The 20,129-nt window shown below is 70.9% G+C and carries 16 protein-coding genes; 7 read left to right on the top strand and 9 right to left on the bottom strand.

Annotated features, from left to right (window positions below):
* Positions 1-7: 7 nt before the first annotated feature.
* On the top strand, positions 8-1,324 hold the full coding sequence (locus tag ACIBEF_RS10815; protein WP_396793026.1) for a hypothetical protein: 1,317 nt from the start codon (positions 8-10) through the stop codon (positions 1,322-1,324).
* A gap of 84 nt (positions 1,325-1,408) precedes the next feature.
* Here ACIBEF_RS10815 and ACIBEF_RS10820 read toward each other — a convergent pair whose 3' ends face one another.
* From ACIBEF_RS10820 to ACIBEF_RS10830, 3 genes are read right to left on the bottom strand one after another with little or no spacing between them, the layout of a single operon-like run.
* A complete protein-coding gene (locus tag ACIBEF_RS10820) occupies positions 1,409-1,975 on the bottom strand; it encodes a TetR/AcrR family transcriptional regulator (protein ID WP_396793028.1) in 567 nt (188 codons plus the stop codon).
* 51 nt (positions 1,976-2,026) lie between these two features.
* A complete protein-coding gene (locus tag ACIBEF_RS10825; protein ID WP_396793030.1) occupies positions 2,027-2,692 on the bottom strand; it encodes a hypothetical protein in 666 nt (221 codons plus the stop codon).
* An 11-nt stretch (positions 2,693-2,703) separates the two neighbouring features.
* Positions 2,704-5,130, bottom strand: coding sequence for a PEP/pyruvate-binding domain-containing protein (locus tag ACIBEF_RS10830; protein ID WP_396793032.1), 2,427 nt, complete (start codon positions 5,128-5,130; stop codon positions 2,704-2,706).
* 121 nt (positions 5,131-5,251) lie between these two features.
* On the opposite strand from ACIBEF_RS10830, the gene ACIBEF_RS10835 reads away from it, so the two are divergent.
* From ACIBEF_RS10835 to ACIBEF_RS10845, 3 genes are all read left to right on the top strand, one after another.
* Positions 5,252-5,911, top strand: a complete 660-nt coding sequence (locus ACIBEF_RS10835) for a M23 family metallopeptidase (protein WP_396793035.1) — start codon at positions 5,252-5,254, stop codon at positions 5,909-5,911.
* A gap of 72 nt (positions 5,912-5,983) precedes the next feature.
* Entirely contained in the window at positions 5,984-6,214 is a 231-nt protein-coding gene (locus ACIBEF_RS10840) for a DUF2188 domain-containing protein (RefSeq protein WP_354942245.1), read from the top strand.
* 161 nt (positions 6,215-6,375) lie between these two features.
* The gene (locus tag ACIBEF_RS10845; protein ID WP_396793037.1) at positions 6,376-9,384 is read left to right on the top strand and encodes a fibronectin type III domain-containing protein; all 3,009 of its coding nucleotides are present in this window, start codon (positions 6,376-6,378) and stop codon (positions 9,382-9,384) included.
* Positions 9,385-9,588: 204 nt separating this feature from the next.
* On the opposite strand, the gene ACIBEF_RS10850 is transcribed toward ACIBEF_RS10845, so the two are convergent.
* The 4 genes from ACIBEF_RS10850 to ACIBEF_RS10865 form a co-directional block, all read right to left on the bottom strand.
* Entirely contained in the window at positions 9,589-10,512 is a 924-nt protein-coding gene (locus ACIBEF_RS10850; protein ID WP_396793039.1) for a hypothetical protein, read from the bottom strand.
* 76 nt (positions 10,513-10,588) lie between these two features.
* Positions 10,589-11,134: a hypothetical protein gene (locus tag ACIBEF_RS10855; RefSeq protein WP_396793042.1), complete on the bottom strand. Its 546-nt coding sequence runs from the start codon at positions 11,132-11,134 to the stop codon at positions 10,589-10,591.
* Positions 11,135-11,386: 252 nt separating this feature from the next.
* Positions 11,387-12,409 carry a DUF4331 family protein gene (locus ACIBEF_RS10860; RefSeq protein ID WP_396793044.1) on the bottom strand — a complete coding sequence of 341 codons (1,023 nt, stop codon included), beginning with the start codon at positions 12,407-12,409 and terminating at the stop codon, positions 11,387-11,389.
* Positions 12,410-12,579: 170 nt separating this feature from the next.
* A complete protein-coding gene (locus ACIBEF_RS10865) occupies positions 12,580-13,839 on the bottom strand; it encodes a family 16 glycosylhydrolase (RefSeq protein WP_396793046.1) in 1,260 nt (419 codons plus the stop codon).
* A gap of 377 nt (positions 13,840-14,216) precedes the next feature.
* Here ACIBEF_RS10865 and ACIBEF_RS10870 point away from each other — a divergent pair, with 377 nt between their 5' ends.
* Positions 14,217-14,615: a hypothetical protein gene (locus ACIBEF_RS10870; RefSeq protein ID WP_396793049.1), complete on the top strand. Its 399-nt coding sequence runs from the start codon at positions 14,217-14,219 to the stop codon at positions 14,613-14,615.
* 18 nt (positions 14,616-14,633) lie between these two features.
* On the opposite strand, the gene ACIBEF_RS10875 is transcribed toward ACIBEF_RS10870, so the two are convergent.
* Together ACIBEF_RS10875 and ACIBEF_RS10880 are read right to left on the bottom strand one after the other, a co-directional pair.
* Positions 14,634-16,100: an aminotransferase class V-fold PLP-dependent enzyme gene (locus tag ACIBEF_RS10875; protein WP_396793051.1), complete on the bottom strand. Its 1,467-nt coding sequence runs from the start codon at positions 16,098-16,100 to the stop codon at positions 14,634-14,636.
* Positions 16,090-17,775 carry an ATP-binding cassette domain-containing protein gene (locus ACIBEF_RS10880; RefSeq protein WP_396793053.1) on the bottom strand — a complete coding sequence of 562 codons (1,686 nt, stop codon included), beginning with the start codon at positions 17,773-17,775 and terminating at the stop codon, positions 16,090-16,092. Before ACIBEF_RS10880 ends, ACIBEF_RS10875 begins: the two co-directional genes overlap by 11 nt.
* Positions 17,776-18,112: 337 nt before the next feature.
* Between ACIBEF_RS10880 and ACIBEF_RS10885 the strand changes: the two genes are divergently transcribed.
* Complete coding sequence (locus tag ACIBEF_RS10885; protein ID WP_393221251.1) at positions 18,113-18,505, top strand: PPOX class F420-dependent oxidoreductase; 393 nt, start codon at positions 18,113-18,115, stop codon at positions 18,503-18,505.
* A gap of 72 nt (positions 18,506-18,577) precedes the next feature.
* Entirely contained in the window at positions 18,578-19,756 is a 1,179-nt protein-coding gene (locus ACIBEF_RS10890) for a glutathione-independent formaldehyde dehydrogenase (protein ID WP_396793056.1), read from the top strand.
* The last annotated feature ends 373 nt before the right edge of the window (positions 19,757-20,129 follow it).

Genomic DNA, 20,129 nt, shown 5'->3' on the forward strand with positions numbered 1-20,129 from the left:
AGCCACCATGACCGCGATCACCGTACTGCTCACCGCGTCCCTGCTGATCCCGAACGTGGTTCAGGGCCCGACCGCCATGACCGCCGAGGCGGTCACCTGGACCACCGCGAACAGCGTCGCCACCGGCGACCAGGACCTGCCGTCCATCGCCATGAACCGCAACGGCCACGTCGCCGTGGTCTGGGAGGACGACCGGGACAGCACCGCACCGGAGGACGACACCCACAGCGAGATCTACCTGCGGCTGTTCCGCGACGGCACACCGGCGTACGAGCTGAAGCTCTCGACCGGGGGGACCAGCGGGGCCGCCTGGCGGCACCTCAGCCCCGACGTCGGGCTCGACGACCGGGGCAACGCCGTGGTGGTCTGGGCGGCCGACGGCGACGGCAACGGCGTCTACAACATCCAGTACCGGGTGGTGTCGCCGGCCGGCGCGGTGCTCGGCTCGGGGCAGGCCAACGCCAGTGACGCCGGGCAGCAGATCTGGCCGAAGGTAGCGGTCGACCCGGACGGCGCGCCCACCAACGCCGCCGCCGTCGGCTTCACAGTGGTCTGGGAGGACGTGCAGGGCACCGCTCCCGCCACCGTCAAGGCAGCCGGCTTCACCGCCGCCACCACCAAGGCGTACGAGGTAACCGCCTCGCAGACGACGGGCACGCACCACCGTCCCGACGTTGCGGTGTCCGCCTCCGGCGAGGCGCTGGTGGTCTGGGACGAGGACGCCGACGCCAACGGCTCGTACAACATCGGGCTGACCCGGCTGGCCCGGTCCAACGGTGCCGTGGCGCTGTCGCGGCGGACGGCCAACGCGCAGAGCGGCGGGCAGCAGCAGCGGGCCTCGGTGGCGGCGAACTTCGCCGGTGACTTCACTGTCGGGTGGGAATCCGACCACACCGGCACCCGGGGTGTCTGGGCCCGATCGTTCACCGCCGCGGGCACGGCCCGGCACGACGAGGTTCCGGTCTCCACCGGAGCCGGTGCCATCGCTCCGGGGGTCGGCATCGACGACCAGGACAACGTGGTGGTGGGCTGGACGGTGTCCGGCGTCAACCCGGACGTCTGGGCACGTGGCCTCAACCCGGACGGCACGTCCACCGGCCGGCTGGCGGCCCAGGCGTTGAGCCAGACCACGACGGGTCGCCAGGAGCACTTCGCCGTCGCCGCGTCGCCCTGGGGCGAGGTGAGCGTCTGCTACACCGACGACAACGACGGCAACACCTTCGACCAGGTGCTCCTCGGCCTGGGTACGACGAACTCCACCTGGCTGATGTCCGCCGACGAGCTGCGCCGACTGAAGGCGCGGGCGAGCGTCACGACCCACTGAGCCGGGCGGGATCCACTCGGATGTGGGTGACGTCGCGGTGTCCCCGCTACCGGGGGCACCGCGACGTCGGCACCACTGAAATGTTCAGCCGAAGAGCAGGTCCAGCTGGGCGTCCAGCGCGCCCAGCGCCTGTTCGGCGGTGTACTGCCCGCCCAGCAGGTAGACACCGAGCCCTTCCATCAGCGCCAGCAGGCCGGCCGCGGCGGCGACGCCGTGCCGGTCGGGCAGGACGCTGGCGATGAATCCGGTGAACTGCGCGGTGTCCTCGTGCAGGCTGGGCGCGGCCGAGGGTCGCACCGCCGTGTAGGCGAGGAACGCGAGCGCCACCCGTCCGTTGTCGCGGGTGCCGTCGTCGAGCGGCAGCAGCGCGGCGAGCATCGTCCGCAGCAGCAGTCGAGGTGACGGGGTCTCGCCCAGCCGTGCCACGGCCTCGGTGACCCGGCTCTGGCTGCGCTCCCGCACCACACTCAACGCGAAGGCCATCATCTCGTCCTTGGTCCGGAAGTAGTGCTGGACCATCCCCGCCGAGACCCCGGCCTCGGCGGCCACGTGTCGAAGGCTGACGGCCTCCAGGCCCTGATCCGCGGCGACCCGCATCAGCGCGTCCGCGATGAGGGTGCGTCGCTCCTGGTGATCGACCTTCTTGGGCATGGCCTCGATCGTTTCACAGTGGGTGGCCCGGAGACTCCGCCAGCGCGGTGGTCACCGGCTGACGGTGTGGCTCACCGGAGTGCCCCGCGCGCTGCGCAGCAGGCCGTCCGGGTCGTCGGCGTACAGTCGCAGCTCGTTCACCGGCGTGGACCCGGCCTTCGGCAGGTCGAAGGTCAGCGGCCGGCGCAGCAGGACGTCGATGCTGGTCTGGCTGCCGACCGAGATGGACACCACCCGCCGGTCGCCTTCCTGCTCGACCTGCACCGATCTGCTCGACGGCAGCGAACGGTAGCGCTTGCGCAGCGCCTCCACGTCCGTCCACGGGATCCAGATGTCGATGCCCGAGCTGAGCCGCACCCGCAGACCCCGGTCGCCCACGACGTGGGGGTGGATCGTCATGCTGGCGAACAGGCCGATCATCCAGAGCAGACCCCAGATGCCGAGGCCCAGCACGATCCAGCGGGCGGGCCGCCACGGCACCACGTGGGTGACCACCACGTCGAAGATCGGGATCTCCACGACCGACAGGCCAATGAAGATGCCCAGGATCGGCTTGACCACGCCGAGGTAGCCGAACGGCTCGTCGCCGGGCCCCAGCGGCAGTGGACGACGCCGCGCCCACACGTACAGGCTGCGCCACGTCGCGGCCTCGGCCGCGGCCGCCCGACGCAGCAGCGGGCCCACCCGCGCCCCGGTCGGTGTCCTCGTGTCGGTCATGGTCGTCCTACTCACTCGGGGGTCGACGGTCCGTGCGGCGTGACGGTTCCGGCACCGCCGTCCACTGTGACGAGCTGCCCGGTGGTGATGGTCCGGGTGGCGTCCGGCACGCAGATGACGGCGGGAATGCCGTACTCACGGGCCACGGTCGGGCCGTGCGCCATGATCGCGCCGGTTTCGGTGACCAGCGCTGCCGCGGTGAGGAACAGCGGGGTCCAGCCGGGGTCCGTGGTCGCGGCCACCAGGACCTCGCCGGGCTCGACGTGGGCGGTGCCCGGGTCGTGCACGACCCGGGCGGGGCCGGTCACCCGGCCCGCCGACGCGCCCACTCCGGCGAGCGTCCCGTCGCCGGTCGATGCCGCAGGCAGGACGGTCTCGACATCCGTACCGTCGGAGAGCAGTGCCACCGGCACGGTCCGACGCCGCAGCTCCCGGCGGTGCACCGCCCGCCGGGCGGTGACGGTGCCGCGCAGATCAACACCCTGGTGTACGGCGGTGTGTACCTCGTCGAGGGTCAGGAACATGATGTCGTCGGGCTGGTCCAGCAACCCGTGGGCGTGCAGGTCGGCGCCGATGAGCAGCAGTTGACGACGGGTCTCGCGCAGCGGGTACAGCCCGGCGAACTTGCCGGCCTCGCGCAGGCCGGCCAACGACCGCGCGCGGCGCAACAGGAAACCGGCGAGCCGGCCCCGCACCGGCCGCCGACGGCGCGCTCGGGTGACCAACTCCTCCAGCGCGGTCTCCGCCGCTGAGGCGGCCCGCTGGAAGCGCTGGTCGGGACCCTGTTGCGGATCGGTCACCCGCAGGTAGTTCGCGACCGCGGCGAAGACCGGCGTGGGGTCCTCCGCCCACCGCGGCACCCCGAGGTCGACTTCGGCGACGCCCCGGTGCCCGTAGACGTCCAGGAAGGCCGCCATGCCGATGTCGGGCAGCGTCCCGTGCAGGTGGCGTGCGGCCAACTCGGCCGGCGAGGTGTCGAGGAGAAGCCGGCGGTGGTCGCCCACGCCCTGGGCGAGCCGCCACAGGGCCAGGTCCATCTCGATGGTGACGTTGTGCGGCATGCCGCCCAGCACGGTGTGGATCTCGTCCGGGCCGGCGACGCCCTTGAGCAGCGCGGTCGGCAGGGCGGCGGCGAGCATCCCGGCGACGATCGGCCACATGATCGCGTCGGCGGTGTCGTCGGCGTCGGCGTCCTGCGCCTGCACGAAGCGCAGCCGGTCGCCGGTGGTACGCAGGTCGGCGGGGGCGGCTGAGCTCACCCTCAGCTGCTCGATCGCCTCGAACATCCGGGTCCGTGCGGCCTCGGGACGGGCCAGCGCCCGCAGGATCCCCGCCACCGCGCGACGGGCCGTCCGCAGCGACGCGGCTCCCGATGCCCCACCGCGCCGGTCGCCGCCGCTGGTCGGGGCGAACCGGGGATCGGCCAGCACGTGCTGCATCACCGCCTGGGCGCGCGGCCCGAAGTCGACAGCCAGGAGCTTCACCAGCCGCTTGCGGGACGACCGGTCGCGGGCGAGGTCGGTCAGGTCGCCGTAGAGGCGGCCGCCGATGTCGACGATCTCGACACGTACCCCGAGCGCGGCGAGCATCGCGGCGATCTGCCTGCGCAGGGTCGACATGCCCATCGGGGTGACCGGTTGCAGCATGCCCTGGACGTGCCCGAACTCCAGGTAGACGCGGGGGAGGGGCTTCTCGCTGGACGGCGGGGCGGGGAACAGGCTGGTGATCGGCCGGGACTGGAGGAGCCACAGCACGTCCTCGGCGTCGATCGCCCACTCGACATCCTGTGGGCAGCCGAAGTGGGCCTGCAACCGCTCGCCGGTGGCGCGGAGGCGGGCCAGTTGCGGGGATGTCAGGCATCCGGCCTCGGCGCGCGTGACGTCGTCGAGAACGTAGTGGTCGACGACGGCGGCGCCGTCCACCACTGTGGTGCCGAGGCCGGCGGCGGCGTCGACGGCCATTTCGTCGCGGCGCCCGGTCAGCGGGTTCGCGGTGAACAGCACTCCCGCCACCGTGGGTGTGACCATGCGCTGCACGACGACGGCCATCCGCACTGTCTCAGAATCGATGCCGCGGGCGTCGCGGTAGGCGGTCGCCCGGTCGCTGTGCAGCGAAGCCCAGCATTTCTCGATGGCGGCGATCAGCTCGTCGGTGCCGGTGACGTCGAGGACGGTGTCCTGCTGCCCGGCGAAGCTCGTGTCCGGGAGGTCCTCGGCGGTCGCGCTGGAACGCACCGCCACCGGGCCCGCGCCGAGCCGCTGGTACGCGGCGACGACCTCGGCGGTGGGGACGACGCCGAGCCGGTGTGCCTCGGTGGTGACGCAGAAGCCGTCGGGGACCTGTTCGCCGTGCCGGATCAGCTCGCCCAGCCCGGCCGCCTTGCCCCCGACCAGGGCGGTCATGGCAGCGGTCACCTCGGACAACGCGATCACCTGCATGGGAGCCCACTCTCGTTGCAATACAACTGCATTGAATCTGACGGTATCTCGTTTGCGATTCGAGTGCAATGTCAAGGCTGTGGGGTGCTACCTCCGAGCCGGGAGGTTGCCCGGATCTGCCATGCTCGGCCCGGTGACGACCGGTCGCCCCACCAGATCCCGCTCCCACCGCCGCCCTCGAAGCCGTGCCATCCGCATCCTGCTCGCGCTCGTGGCGGTGGCGGCCCTCGTGGGTGTCGCGGTGGTCGCGGTGCCGATGCTGCGACCGGCCGGTCCGCGCCCGCTCTTCCAGATGCCGGTGACCTGCGGCGAGACGTGGCAGCTCAGCACCTACCCCGGTCACGACGACTACGACGTCGACTTCTTCCCGGTCGAGGGCGAGACGTGGGGGCGTCCGGTGCTCGCGTCGTACGCCGGCACTGTCACCGTGGCGGGCATCAACGGCTCGCTGGGCGGCCGCAACCCGGAGAGCCCGGAAGGCCCGCGGGGGCGCGGCGGCGGCTACTGGGTGAAGATCGACCACGGCGGCAAGTGGGAGACGCAGTACCTGCACATGCTCGAACCACCACTGGTCACCGTCGGCCAGAAGGTGGCCCAGGGTGACCAGATCGGGCGGCTCGGCAGCACCGGCAACTCCGGCGCGCCGCACCTGCACTACGAGCAGCGCCGCGGCTGGGAGAAGGTCGAGACCCACTTCGACGGCGCGCCGTCGGGCATCACCACCGACGAACGCGAACAGATCCTCCGGCGGGTGAGCAACAACTGCCCGGCCGTCTCCTGAGGAATCCGGTTTGCCCCGCACGGCTCGGGGCACTGATTCGGGAGACAGTTCCGACGCAGGGAGGAGCCGGCCATGGCCAAGGGTGATGTCGACACGTACCACGAGGACGGGCAGTGGAAGAACAAGCCGGAGGGCCACGAGCGGGCCACCAGCACGCATGACGTGAAGGCCGACGCGCAGGCCCAGGGCCGCGAGATGGCGGCCGACCGCGGCGTCGAACACGTGATCAAGAAGCAGGACGGCACGATCGGGGAGAAGAACACCTACCCCCGCAGCCGTGACCCCCGCGACATCGAGGGCTGACAGCTCCCAGCCCCGGCGCACCGACCTCCTCGGCCCTGCCGAGGAGGTCGGTGCGCTTCAGGGGGCCGAGTCCCAGGCCACCTTTATCCCTGTATGAAAAATATGGGTGTTTTAGGGGGATATAGTCCAGTTCGGGACTGGAGTGAAAGCTGGGAGTGGGCATGTCGTTTCGGGGCCGGCGTCGTCCGAGCAGCATCGCAACGCTGGCGGTAGCCGTGACCGTCGGAGTTCTCGCGGTCGCGCCCCTCCCGGCGTCGGCGGCCGGTTCCGTCCTGTTCGACCAGCCCTTCCACAACAACACAGCGAACGGCATCGGTGCTGTGGCGGTACCCGCCGTGCCCGGCCTCCTCGCCACGAACGCCGCCTGCCTGAGCGCGGCCGGCAACTCCACCATCGGCCCGCTGCTCAGTTGCACCACCTCCACCGACCCGCAGGGCGCCGGCAAACTGCGCCTCACCCCCGCCACCATCAACCGGCAGGGCGGGGTGTTCGGTGCGGTGAGCGTGCCCACCTCGCAGGGCCTGCACCTCACCTTCAACACCTACCAGTACGGCGGCACGAGCCCGGGCGCCGACGGCCTGGCCTTCGCGCTGGCCGCTGTGGACCCCGCCAACCCGAGGTCCCCGTCGACCCTCGGCCCGACGGGCGGCTCGCTGGGCTACTCGGCGGCGTTCAACGGCGTGTCCGCGGGACTCTCCAACGGCTACATGGGCGTCGGTCTCGACGTCTTCGGCAACTTCAGCAACAGCACCTACCAGGGCACCGGCTGCACCAACCCGCCGTACATCTCGACCACCGGCGGGCGGGTCCCCGGCCAGGTCGTGATCCGCGGGCCGGGCCGCAACGGCGTCGGCTACTGCGCCATCGACAGCACCGCAGGCAGCACCTCGGCACCCGCCCTGCCGCTGCGGGCCAGCACCCGGGCCGCGTCCGTGGTGCCGGTCGAAGTCGTCATCAACACCACCTCGTCGCCGTACACCACCGACTCCGGTATCGCCACTCCGGCCGGTCAGTACCGGGTCAGGTTCACCCCGATCGGCGGCGCGGCCCGGACCCTGTCAGGCATGCTCCCGGTCGTGTCGCCCAGTCTGTACCCGTCACCGACCTGGCTGAACGCCAGCGGCTACCCACGGCAACTCGCCTTCGGCTGGGTGGGCTCGACCGGTTCGGTCACCGACTTCCACGAGGTCGACAACGCTCAAGCGGTCAGCTTCAACCCGGTGCCCGACCTGAACGTGTCACAGACCAGCTCCGTCGGCGCCTCCCCGCAGCCCGGTGACCCGGTCACCTACTCGATCACCGCCGGGGTCGACGCCGGTGCCACCGAGACCTCGCCCATCTCGGTCACCCAGACCGTTCCCGCCGGTGTCGTCCCCCGCGCCGCGTACGGCTCCGGCTGGGTCTGCGCCGCACCGTCCGGACAGACCGTCACCTGCACCAACAGCAACGGCCCGTTCGCCGGCGGCACCTCCCTGCCGCCCATCACCGTCGTCGCGACAGTCACCGGCACCGGTGTCACACCGGCGCAGATCCAGACCACGACAGTCGCTACCTCGTCGTCGACCGACGCCAACCCCGGTCTCGCCACCGGCACCACACCTGTCGCGCCGGCCACCGCGCCCAGCGGCATCACCGTCACCCCGGCCCAGAGCTCCGTCTCCGGGGGCGTCCCGGTCACCGTGGGCGGCAGCAACCTCACCGGCGCCACCGCGATCACCATCGGTACGGCCGCCGAACAGCAGGCCGGCACGTCGGTGCTGCTGGTGCCGTGCACCGCCGGCCCGGCCGCCGGCTGTTTCACAGTGAACCCCAACGGCACCCTCGCCATCTCCTCCATGCCCGCCCGGTCCGGCCCGGCGACGGTCACGGTCAGCGTCGTCACCCGAGGCTCGGCCGGATCGGCGAACTTCGTCTACGCCTCCACACCGGGCACGCCCACCACCCCCACAGCGGTCGCGGGCATCACCAGCGCCACAGTGAGCTGGACCGCGCCGGACAACAACGGCAGCCCGATCACCAGCTACCTGATCACCCCGATCCGGGACGGCGTCACCCAACCGACCCTGACCTTCGACGCCTCCACCACCAGCCGCACCCTGACCGGGCTCACCGCAGGCTCGTCGTACGCCTTCCGGGTGGCGGCGGTGAACGCGTTCGGCACCGGCGCGGCCAGCCCACCCTCGGCGGCGGTGGTCCCGTACACAGTGCCGGGAGCACCGACGAACACCTCGGCCACCGCCGGCACCAACGCCGCCAGGGTGAGCTGGACCGCCCCGGCCAACGGGGGGTCGCCGATCACCGGTTACACGGTGACGCCGTACCTCAACGGGGTGGCGCAGACACCCCGGGTCTTCAGCGGAACCGCCACGACCCAGATCGTCACGGGGCTGACCGCCGGTGCCACGTACACCTTCCGGGTGGCCGCGACGAACGCCGGCGGAACCGGCCCGCAGTCGGCCCCCTCCGGGCCGGTGACGGTCAACGCGTCACCGACGCTGACCTTCCCACCGCCCCCACCCGGCAAGGCGTACGAGCCGTACCAGTACCAGCTCACGGTGACCGGCGGCACCGGCCCGTTCACCTGGTCGGTCAGCGCCGGGAGCCTGCCCGCCGGGCTGACCCTCGACCCGGTCACGGGCCTGCTCTCCGGCACGCCCACAGTGTCCGGGACGTTCCCGTTCACCGTCCGGGTGACCGACTCGTTCGACCAGTCCGCAACCCGACCGGTCGACCTGGTCATCACCCCGCTCGGTGGACTCTCCATCAGCGTCCCGGCGATCTCGGCGCTCGGCACGGTCACCTCGGGCACTACCGGCGTCGCGGGCCACCTCGGCCCGGTGACCGTCACCGACGACCGTGGCCCGTTCTCCGGCAACTGGGTCAGCGTCGTCTCCAGCACGAGCTTCACCACCGGCTCCGGCTCGGGGGGCGAGACCATCCCCAACAGCAACATCACGTACGCCTCGGGGCCCGCCCTCGCCAGCACCGGTGTCGGATCGTTCGTCCCGCAGCCCGGTGCGGTGCTGAACGCCCCGCGGGTGGCCGCGGGATGGTCCGGCCAGGCGGGAGGCCCGAACTCCGCCACCTGGAACCCCACGCTGTTCGTGACGCTCCCGTCCGGGGTGGTGGTCGGCAACTACGTGTCGGTCGTGACGCACTCGGTCATCTAGCCCTCGCCCTGCCCCAACCCGCCTCCTGCCCCGCCCGCCCTCGCCCCACCCCAGCCCCGTCGATCATGGAGTTGTGGTGGGTGGTGAATCGGTCTTGTCGCTCGCAAGTCGGGCACCACAAGTGCATGATCGACTCGCGGAACGATGCTGCCCGGCCGTTCCGGGGAACGGCCGGGCAGATGGAGTGGGGCGGTGGGTGGGTGGTCAGGCCCACTGGGCCTGGCGTCGGCGGACGAGGTACCAGCCACCAAGGGTGACCAGCACCAGCAGGGCGATGCCGCCGACCGTGTAGACCAGCCAACTCGGCCCGCTGGACGTCGCGACAGTCATCGGCGCCGCGACGGGTAGGGCGATCTTCCCGGTCGCGGTGCGTTCCACGGTGCCGCTGGCGAGCTTCGCGTGCACGTCCCAGGTCCCGGCGGGCAGGGCCTGGTTGACCTCGATCCGGACCTGACCGCTCTGGCCGGGCAGGATCGTCACGCCGTTGGTCACCTTGAACGGACCGGCCTGGACCGCCGCCTTGGTCAGCGACAGGGTGCCGGTCATGTCCAGCGCACGTTCGCCGGTATTGGTGACCTTCGCGGTGACCACGGGGAACTCACCGGCGCCCGGCTCGGCGGCCAACCCTTCGATCCGGAAGTCCGTTGGCGGCTCACCACCGGGACCGATGTCGAGGTAGACCCGGATGCCCACCCGGTGGATCTGGGTGACGTTGCCGGTGCGCTCCTTGGTGCTGGTGACCTGCGCCCAGATCGCGGCGTACCGCTCGCCCTTCGACGCCTTCTTCGGCACGGTGAGCTCGACCTCGACGGGTCGTCGCTCGCCCGGATCGAGCCGCATCGTGGCGGTCTTCAGCCGGATCCACCCGCTCAGTTCGTTGCCCACGCGCCCCTCGGGCACGGTGAAGGCGTTGTTCTCGACCGAAGCGGCTCCGGAATAGAACTCGATCTTCTGCACCTCGGCGGAGGTGTTCTGCACCTCGACCCGGCGGTTGATCGTCGTGCCGGGTTTCAGGTGATCCACGATGTAGACCTGGGCCCTCGGGTCCTGCACCCGACTGGCCGGGATGTCCAGCATGCGGATGCTGATCGCGGCTTCCTCGGCCGGGTCCTGTCGCTGCTCCCGCACGGCAACGGCTGGTGCCGCCGAAACCCCGAGCGCCACGAGGGCGACCGAGGCCAGCAGCACCAGCCGGCCGAGCGGCTCAGAACACCGAATGTGTCACCGTCCCCGTGTAGACACCCTGGACGGTGCCGACGGGCACGTTCACCACCAGGGTCGGGTTCCAGGTGGCGAAGTTGTTGCCGGTACCGCCGGTGTGGCTCATCGCCGTCCGGGGGACGTTGATGATCACCTGCTGGGCGGCGGTGGGCTGGCCCGGCGTGAAGGTGCCACCACCGGCGGTCGCCGTGGCGGGACCGGACCAGTACAGGACGTTGATGTTCGGGATCGTTTCTCCGGAGGTGCCACCGCCGGTCTTGAAGTCGGTGGAGATGACGCTGGCGGTCCAGTTGGGGGTGAGCGACCCGCGCTGGTCCAGCACGGTGACCGGGCCGAGCTGACCGGTGATGGTCGAGCCCTCCACGCCGTGGCCGATGTTCGCCGAGGCCGGCACCGTGATCGACAGACCGCCGGCGGCGTCGACGGTGAGGGTCACGATCGTGTCGCCCGTCGTGTCCGCGGCGGCCGGTCCGGCGAGCGCGACGACGGCGGCGACGCCGGCCAAGCCCGCGAGAATCTTTCTACGCATCGAGTCTCCTTTGTCCTAAAGAGCGCTGGGAAGCACTTAAGAGACTATCTACGCAAAACGCCCATAAGTGCTCGAATGGCTCGAGCATCACCCGGTGGGCGTTCGATGATCGGGCTCGACCCAGGATGTCGTGGCGTCGTGTGTGCGTCGGGCACAAGCATGGATGCCCCCCCTGCGCGTGCTGGGCCCTCACGGCAGGCGCGCACGGCAAGGGCTCGGCGCCGTACCGGCCGCCGAGCCCTGCGAGCGGATTCAGGCCGCGACCACGTACGGGAACGTGGCGGAACGCGCGGCCTTGGTGACCTCCGAGGTGAGGCCGGCCGTGGTGCCGGTGTTGAGGACCAGGGAGAACATCACCTCGGGCGCGTTGTCGGCCAGGGTTCGTCCGTTGCGGACCGCGAAGCCGAAGTTCGCTGCCGTGCCGACCTTGTACGACAGCAGGTCGGGGTAGAGCTGCCGGGCGACGCTCCAGCCATACGCCTGCGGATCCGGTGCGGTGCCGTTCGCCTTGACCACCCCGGCGACCGCGTTCGCGATCTCCTCCCCGCCCTCGGCGAGGTCGTTCCCGGGGTGCCGGAAGTTGGCGGGGTCGGAGAAGTCGGTGTCGTGGGGCCAGAAGATCGGCCACATCATGGGGTGGCCGGCGCGGTTGATCTGTCGCCACCCGCCCGCGTCGGTGGCCAGCATGGTGCGGCACCACACGCCGATCTCGGTGCCGTCGCGCAGCAGCGGCTCGTCGTGGGAGACCTCGAGGACGATCGACTCGACAGTGGTGCCGGCGAAGCTGTTCTTGGCCTGGTCGACCCGCCACGCCGAGCGGTCCACCCGCGAACCGTTCTTGACCGCGCCGTTGATGGTGGCGAGTTCGTCGAGGTCGACGAAGAAGGGGTCGGTGATCCGGCCGGCCCAGATCCGGACGTTGCCGCCGGTCGTCACCTCGCCGGTTCGCCCCTCCGCGATGGGGGTGCCCATCGCGGCGTCGTCGCGGGCGTCCGCGCCGGTGAGCTCGTACAACTGGAGGGTCTGCCGGGCGTCGCCGTCCGGCTCGCCGAAGGCGAACCGGTAGGTCAGGTCCTCCATCTCGGTGCCGTTGATGTGAATCTTGATCTCGTAACGCGCCTCGGCGTGGAAGCCGCGCTTGATGTCGGCCTTGGTCACCGAGCTGTTGACGTCCATGACGAACACCGTGGCGCGGTCACCGTTGAAGACGTACAGGTCGTCGATGTACAACTGGCCGCCCTGAGCGGCCAGGGGTGTATCGAGGTGGTGCGACATGAGCTCACTCCCGGGACTGCCGGATTCAGGACTAATCCGAACATAGTGGTCATGAGCCCGGCCTTCGCGCCCATCGAGTCAATCCGGTTCGAGGAGGTGGGCGAAGGTCGCTACGGCGATGGGCCGCCCGAGTGACTCCTCGGACGGCCCACGCCTTGGTGCTCGGGTGATCAGATGCGGGACCACTTCTGGTTGGCGGCGCCGAGGCAGTCCCACAGGTGCAGCTTGCCACCGTTGTTGGGGTTGGCCTCCCGTACGTCAACGCACTTGTTGGCGTTGAGGTTGACCAGGTCGCCGGAGCCGTTGAGGGTGAAGCGTTGCGCGGTGTTGCCGTTGCAACTGACCAGGTTGACCTCGGTGCCGTTGGCGGTGCCGGCCCAGGCCGGGTCCATGCACTTGCCCATCGCGCGGACGGTCCCGTCGGACGCGAAGGTCCAGCTCTGGGCCGCCGTGGTGTTGCAGTCCCAGATCTGGAGCTTCGCGCCCTCGACCGGGTTGGCTCCGGGGATGTCGATGCAGCGACCGCTCTGCGCGCCCCTGATCCGGTTGGTGCCGGGAGTGGGGTCGCCACCGCCGCCCGAGGTGTAGCTGGACACCCGGACGTAGTCGACGAGCATCTGCTGCGGGAACTGGGTCGAGCCGTCGGGGTAGCCGGGCCAGTTACCGCCGACCGCGACGTTGAGGATCATGAAGAAGGGGTGGTCGAACACCCAGCGGCTGCCGCCGAGCCGAGCGGGATCGACCCGGTGGTACTGCACCCCGTCGACGTACCAGGTGATGACGTTCGGCTCCCAGTCCACCCGGTAGGTGTGGAAGGTGTCGGCGAGCGGCGCGCCGAGGGTGCGGCTACCCGTGATGCCGCCGGCTCCGGAGTAGCCGGGCCCGTGCACGGTGCCGTAGACGGTGTTGGGCTCCCGGCCGATGTTCTCCATGACGTCGATCTCGCCGGCGTCGGGCCACCCGCCGCCGGTGCCGAGCATCCAGAAGGCCGGCCAGATGCCCTGACCACGCGGGATCTTGATCCGGGCCTCGAACCGCCCGTACGTCTGGGTGAAGGTGGCCGCCGTCAGCAACCGCGCCGACGTGTACTCGCAGCGCCCGTAGTGGCACTGGTAGTTGGCGGGATTGTCCCGGCGGGCGGTGATGACCAGGTTGCCCTGACCGTCGTGGACCGCGTTGCTGGTGCTGTTCGTGTAGTACTGCCGCTCGTTGTTGCCCCAGCCGCCACCGCCGGTGTCGAACCGCCACTTGTTCTGGTCGACGGGCGTGCCGGCGGGGGAGTTGAACTCGTCCTGCCAGCTGATGGAACCGATGGCGGCTTCGGCCCGGTCGGGGTGCGCCGGGACGACGAGCGCCGTCGCGGTCGCGACGAGGGTGGCCGCCAGGAGTACGAGCGGGCGGAAGCGGAGGCTGGGCCGGGCTGTGAACACGGGAGGCTCCTCAGCTTGGGGGTGATGGAGGCGGTTTACCAGGGTAGAGAGCGCTCTCTAAGCGAAGCATGTCGATATGGTGTCTTTCTGTCAAGAGTGTTTCCAATATCACGACCGTCCGTTACCGCCCGATGCTGACGAGTGAGCGGCGAAGCGCCGAGGCCGGCCGTCGCAGTGTCATCCCTCGATGCCTCCGAGATGGACGACGCCGACCCATCGAAGGAGTTCGGCGCGGCCGAGGGTTACTCGATAGCGGTCGAATCGACCCTTCCTATTGCCGTGGGGCGTCCACGCGGGACAGGATGACGAGGCGTGCCGGAAACTTTCCCGTAACCTGCGCGCTGCTGGTCTCTGTCACAAGGAAGTGGGAGTCAGTCATGAGCGAGGCGTCGACGGCGCTGGGTGTGCGCCTCTACCCGGATCTGGTCGAGCGGGGTGGCCTGGCCCCCGCGCTGATCGAAACTGCTGCCCGCCGCGGGCTCGATGTCGGCCGGGTGACCGCGCCGGAGCAGGGGCGGGCCCGGTTCACCTGCGCCGAGCTGCACTCCGACGAGGGCGTGGTCTGCGTGGGGCTGGGATCGCAGGCCCGGTACTTCATGATTGACCTGCGTGTCTCGGGAGAGGTCCTCGCCCGCGGCGACGTCATGGACCTGGTGCAGGTCGCCCAGGTGGCTGCGGCCTGGCGGTCCGGCCTGACGATCGCCGAGCTGACCGCCCGGTTCCCGTTCATGGAGGAGATCAAGCACCGCCCGGCGCCGGTGGCCCAGGTCAGCTAGTCGGCCCGGTCGGGCAGGTCAGCAGCGCAGCCGAGGTGGCAGTGGTGACTCCGTACCGGCACTCCGGTTGAGGTAGGTCGACTGGACGAAGTCGACGAGGCGTTCCGCGTCGGTCGCGGTCGAGGCCAGTCCGAACGAGACGCGGACCGCGCCGCCCGTCGGCAGCCCCAGCGCGGTGAGGTACTGGTCGATCGTGTCGACCCCCGCTAACAGCCGCTGCCGCATCGACGTCCGGCTCATCCCGAATGCGCCCTCGGCCGCGCCCGGATTGCAGAAACAGCCGGTACGCAGGGAGAGGCCCGCCGCTGCCGCCTCCCGCGCCACGAGCCGTTCGTCGACCAGCGTGCCGTCCGGGTGGCGGAGGTTGAAGGTCACGGTGCCGCCGCGCCCCGCACCCGTCGTCGGCCCGTACACCTGGACCAGCGGCCCGCCGGTGTCGTGCCGCAGGGTGGCCAACCGCTCCAGCAGCCACTCGGTGAGCAGGCCGACACGAGCGTGGACCAGGTCCACGCCGATGGAGTCGAGCCAGCGCAACCCGAACTCCACGTCCGGGATGCTCAGGAAGTTGAGCGTGCCGTCCTCGAACGCCGACTCGTCGTCCATCGGCCGGTGCCAGTCGCCCTGCACACTCACCGCGCGGATCGTGCCGCCGGCGAACCATGGCCGGCGCAACCGGGCCAGCGCCGAGCGGCGGGCCAGCAGCGCGCCGACCCCGGTGGGGTACCCGAAGAGCTTGTACCAGCTCAGACAGACGAAATCCGGCCGGACGACGCTGAGGTCCAGCCGGTTCGTCGGCGCGAAGGCCGCCGCGTCGAGCAGCACGTCGTAGCCCCGCTGCTGGGCCACCTCCACCCAGCCCAGCGGGTGCTGCACCCCGGAGAAGTTGCTCTGCGCCGGGTAGGCGAACAGCCCGCGACGACCGGGCCGACCCCACCGCAGGGTCAGGCCACCCCGGCCGGCGTCGAGCGCCGCGACCAGGTCCGACTCGGCGATCCGCAGTTCCGGCCCGTTCAGCGGCAGGTAGCGTACGGACGCGCGAGCCGACCGGGCGTACTCGCGGATGCCGTTGACCGAGTTGTGGTTGTCCCAGGTGAGCACCAGCGGCGCGGCCCGGCCGAACTCGTACGCCTCGCCGACCAGCCGGCAGGCGCCACTGGCGTTCGGCGTGAAGATGACCGCGTACTCGTCCGGGTCGGCGCGGAAGAAGTCGAGCACCGCGCGTCGGGCCGACTCCACCAGCGAGCCCGCCGCCACGCTCGTGGGGTTCTCCGAGTGGGGGTTGCTGTAGAGGCCGGCGAGCAACCGGTCGTGGTGGGCGCGAACCTGCGCCTGGGCGGCCACCCCCGCTCCGGCGTAGTCGAGGTACACCTGCCCGTCGGTGTCCAGGTGCCGGTACTCGGTGGCACGCAGCTCGTCGATCCGGCCGGTGGCGGCGTACCCCGGCAGCGCCGTGGGGGAGGCGGGCGGCGTCGGGTCAGGACCCACGACGGGGATCCCGTCGGAGCAGGACCGCCCAGGCCGCGCCCAGGAAAAGCAGCACGAAACCGCCGAGCACCAGCCAGTCGACCCACACCGGCCGGGAGAAGCTGTCGCCGTACGTGGCCAGCAGCGGCGGGCCGAGCGGGGAGCCGCCGTCGCGCCAGAGCCGCTCCACCCCGGCGGTGTGCCCCAGGCCCTCGAACGCCCACCGGTTCGACATCGCGTAGCTGAGCCACTGACCGCCGACCGCCATCGCCGGCACCGGCAGGATCGCGCCGACGAACAGCACCTGTGGGAAGCAGAGCATCGGCAGCATGAGCGTCGCCTGGGCCGCGTCGGACACGGCCGCCGAGCAGAGCAGACCGAGGGCGAGCGCCGCCGCCGAAGAGAGCAGCAGTGTCGCGTACAGGGCGGCGAAGTCGGCGCCGCCGACCGGCGGCAGCCGGTCCATGCCGCGCAGCACCCCGAGCAGGGCCAGGTCCACCAGGGCCAGCAACGGCAGCAGCACCGCCACCTTCGCCAACAGGTACGGGACCAGCCGGACACCGGCCAGCCGCTCCCGGCGCAGGATCGGCAGCTCGGTGCAGATCTGGAGGAGCCCGTAGGTCAGCCCGAAGAAGAAGCCGCCGAACGCGATCCAGAACAGGATCATCACGGTCACCGTCGGGCTGGGTCTGGTCGGCTCGAACGCTCCCGGGCGGAACAACAGCGCGAACATGCCGAGCACCATCAGCGGCGAGCCGAGCAGGATCGCCAACGTCAGCCGGTTGCGGACGACGATCTCTGTGTTGCGCGCGGTGAGGACCGCCCACTGGCGCAGCCGGCCGACGCGCCGGGACGGCGTCGCGGCGACGTCACCCCGGCCGGGAGTACGGGGCGCCTGTTCGGCCGCGCGCTGCTCGGCGAAGCGATCGGGCCACTCGGCCGGCTGCGTCGCTTCGTCGAGCCGGAGGTGCACCTCGGCCAGGGACCGCAGGCCGAAGAACTCCCGGGCGGCGGTCGGGGTGCCGGTGAACGCCAACCGGCCCTGACGGGTCAGCACGACGACCCGGTCGCAGTGGTCCACGTCGGTGACCTGATGAGTGGTCAGTACGACGGTGGTGCCCGTGTCGGCGAGCGCGCGGAGCACCCGGAGCAGCTCCACGGCGATCGCCGGGTCCAATCCGGAGGTGGGCTCGTCCAGGAAGAACACGCCGGGTCGGGTGAGCAGCTCGACGGCGATGCTGGCGCGCTTGCGTTCACCGCCGCTGAGCAGGCCGACCGGCGTGGCGGCCCGGTCGGTGAGTCGCAGCTCGGCGAGCACCTCCGCGACCCGGTCGCCGATCTCGGCCGGCCCGGCGGTGGAGGGCAGGCGCAGTCGGGCCGCGTACCGCAGGGTGCGGGCCAGGGGCAGCTCGCGGTGGATGATGTCGTCCTGGGGAACGACACCGATGGTGCCGGCCGTGGTGTTGCCGTCGTACGTGACGGTGCCCGCCACCGGGCGCTGTACCCCGGCGAGGATCTCCAGCAGGGTGGTCTTGCCGGCGCCGCTGGCACCGATGATCGCGACCAACTCGCCCGGCGCGATGCTCACCGAGATGTCGGTCAGGATCTGGCGACCGCTCCGGACGCTCTGATCCAGCCCCTGAGCGGCGATGCCGACACCGGCGCGTGGGGGAGACGTGGTCTGCTCGGTCGTCATGTCGAGTGCTCGATCCGGTCGGGAGTGCTCCGCCTGAATATCGTGCCTCGCCGATGTTACTGAGCGGCCGCGCAGTGCGCCCGGAGTGGACGGACAGCGACAGTCGTCCGTTCAGCCGGTGGTGGTCCGTGCCTGTGCCGGCACCTGGAGGAGGTCGAGGCAGTTGCGCCACAACGTCTCCAGCTGGGTCGGATCGTTGAGCAATTTCGCGAGCAGGACCCGCCCCTCGATCTGCGCGAGTGCCGCTCGTATGGATCTGCCCGGCGGCGTTGATCATTTCGTGCGACCGTTGGCGTGTGATCAACACGAGGTTGGTCACCCGGAAGGAGACCCTGCCGTGGATCTGCCCGACGACCTGCTCACGTTGCTGCGCGAGCCGAGCACCTGCTTCGTCACGACGCTGATGCCCGACGGCTCGCCACAGCTCACCCAGACCTGGGTGGACACCGACGGCACGCACATTCTGATCAACACCGTGGAGACCCACCAGAAGACCCGGAACGTCCGGCGGGACCCACGGGTGGCGGTGGCGATCTCCGACCCGCAGAAGCCGGGTCGCTACCACGAGGTCCGAGGACGGGTGGTGCGCACCAGCACCGAGGGCGCCGCCGAGCACATCGACCAGTTGGCGCAGCGTTACCTCGGTGGGCCGTACCCGTGGTTCGGTGGCCAGGACCAGGTCCGGATCATTCTGACAATCGAGCCCGACCGGGTGCGGTCGATGGGCTGACAGCCGGCGGTGGGTATGAACGGCCCGGTCAGGGGAAGACCGGCCGTTCCACCGCCGAACAGGAGAGCCGGGATGAGAGCCGTCGTCTACACGGACGTCCGGACGGTCGCTGTGCGGGAGGTGCCCGACGCGACGCTGGAGGCGGAGACCGACGCGCTCGTCCGGATCACCTCCACCGCTTTGTGCGGTACCGACCTGCACATGTACGACGGTCGGACCAGCGCCGAGCCCGGCCTGGTGCTCGGTCACGAACCGCTCGGCGTGGTGCAGGAGGTGGGCGCCGCAGTGCAGACCGTCCGGCCGGGCACCCGGGTGGTGATCCCCACGCACCTGTTCTGCGGGACGTGTGTGATGTGTGCCCGCGGGCTCTCGGCGGCCTGTCTACGGGCCCGGGCCGAGGGGCCGGGCGCGGCGTACGGGTACGCGGGGATGGGTCCGTACCGGGGCGCGCAGGCCGACCTGCTGCGCGTGCCGTGGGCCGACGCCAACTGCGTGGCCCTCCCGGGCGAGCCGGGGGACGCCTACGAGGACGATTTCGTGCTGCTCGCCGACGCGTTCGTCACCGGGTGGCATGCCGCCGCCTCCCTCGCCGAGGTCGGGCCCGGTGACACCGTGGCGGTGTTCGGCGCGGGCACCATCGGTCTGCTGGGCGCCTACGCGGCGCTGCTCCGAGGCGCCCGGGTCGTGTACTCCGTCGACGGGGTCGACGCCCGACTCGACAAGGCCGGCGAGATCGGTGCCGTGCCGGTCGACTTTCGCCGGGGCGACCCGGTCGAGCAGATCCGCGCCGACCGGGCCCGGACCGGGCTGCCGCTCGGCGAGGAAAAACTGGGTGGGGTCGACAAGGTCATCGACGCGGTCGGGTTCCAGGCCCGCGACCGGGAGCACCCCGCTCGGGAGCGTCCGAACCAGGTGATCGCCGATGCGGCCCGGCTGGTCAACCCGGCGGGTGCGATCGGGGTCGCGGGCGTCTATCCGGACCGGGACCCGCACCCCGGTCCCGGCGCGGACGGTCACGAGAACCTGGTCGCGCCCTGGGGTGCGCTGTTCAGCAAGGGGGTCGCGGTCCGGTTCGGTCGCACCCACGACCGCCGCTACACGGTCCTGCTGCGGGACCTGGTCGTCGCGGGTCGGGCGCGGCCCAGCGTGATCGTCACCCACCACGGCACTCTGGCCGACGCCCCCGAGTTGTACCGCCGCTTCGACCGCCGGGAGGACGGGGTGATCAAGGCGGTGCTGCGCCCGTCCTGACCCGTCGACGCGGGAGGGCGGTGGCGCAACCGGGCCGATCCGCACTTAAGGGACGTTAAGTCGCACGTCCCCCTCCTGGTCGCGCACCTGACGAGACGATCACCGTCGATCGGGCCTCAGGACCGAGGCGTGGGTCACACCGTCGGCCATCGGTCGTCATCGCGTCGTGGGTGCGACGCCGGAGTCCTGGTCGAATCAAGATCACTCGATGACGACGAGAACGCCCGCCCGCCGCCCGGCAGTGGATCGTGCCTGGTGGCGGGCCTGTCGAGGATGATCCGAGCCGATCGCGCCGTCGCGCTACATTTGACAACGTTGCCACCGGCAGGCCAAGGTGCCCGAAGGGGCTCTTGAGGTAGCAGTGACAGGCGAA

Source organism: Micromonospora sp. NPDC050795 (assembly GCF_044456785.1).
GTDB lineage: Bacteria > Actinomycetota > Actinomycetes > Mycobacteriales > Micromonosporaceae > Micromonospora.

Coding starts and splice junctions, on each gene's coding strand:
- ACIBEF_RS10880 (WP_396793053.1), bottom strand. CDS start 17,775: ATGACGACCGAGCAGACCACGTCTCCCCCACGCGCCGGTGTCGGCATC.
- ACIBEF_RS10820 (WP_396793028.1), bottom strand. CDS start 1,975: ATGCCCAAGAAGGTCGATCACCAGGAGCGACGCACCCTCATCGCGGAC.
- ACIBEF_RS10835 (WP_396793035.1), top strand. CDS start 5,252: ATGCTCGGCCCGGTGACGACCGGTCGCCCCACCAGATCCCGCTCCCAC.
- ACIBEF_RS10860 (WP_396793044.1), bottom strand. CDS start 12,409: ATGTCGCACCACCTCGATACACCCCTGGCCGCTCAGGGCGGCCAGTTG.
- ACIBEF_RS10830 (WP_396793032.1), bottom strand. CDS start 5,130: ATGCAGGTGATCGCGTTGTCCGAGGTGACCGCTGCCATGACCGCCCTG.
- ACIBEF_RS10870 (WP_396793049.1), top strand. CDS start 14,217: ATGAGCGAGGCGTCGACGGCGCTGGGTGTGCGCCTCTACCCGGATCTG.
- ACIBEF_RS10815 (WP_396793026.1), top strand. CDS start 8: ATGACCGCGATCACCGTACTGCTCACCGCGTCCCTGCTGATCCCGAAC.
- ACIBEF_RS10840 (WP_354942245.1), top strand. CDS start 5,984: ATGGCCAAGGGTGATGTCGACACGTACCACGAGGACGGGCAGTGGAAG.
- ACIBEF_RS10845 (WP_396793037.1), top strand. CDS start 6,376: ATGTCGTTTCGGGGCCGGCGTCGTCCGAGCAGCATCGCAACGCTGGCG.
- ACIBEF_RS10890 (WP_396793056.1), top strand. CDS start 18,578: ATGAGAGCCGTCGTCTACACGGACGTCCGGACGGTCGCTGTGCGGGAG.
- ACIBEF_RS10855 (WP_396793042.1), bottom strand. CDS start 11,134: ATGCGTAGAAAGATTCTCGCGGGCTTGGCCGGCGTCGCCGCCGTCGTC.
- ACIBEF_RS10825 (WP_396793030.1), bottom strand. CDS start 2,692: ATGACCGACACGAGGACACCGACCGGGGCGCGGGTGGGCCCGCTGCTG.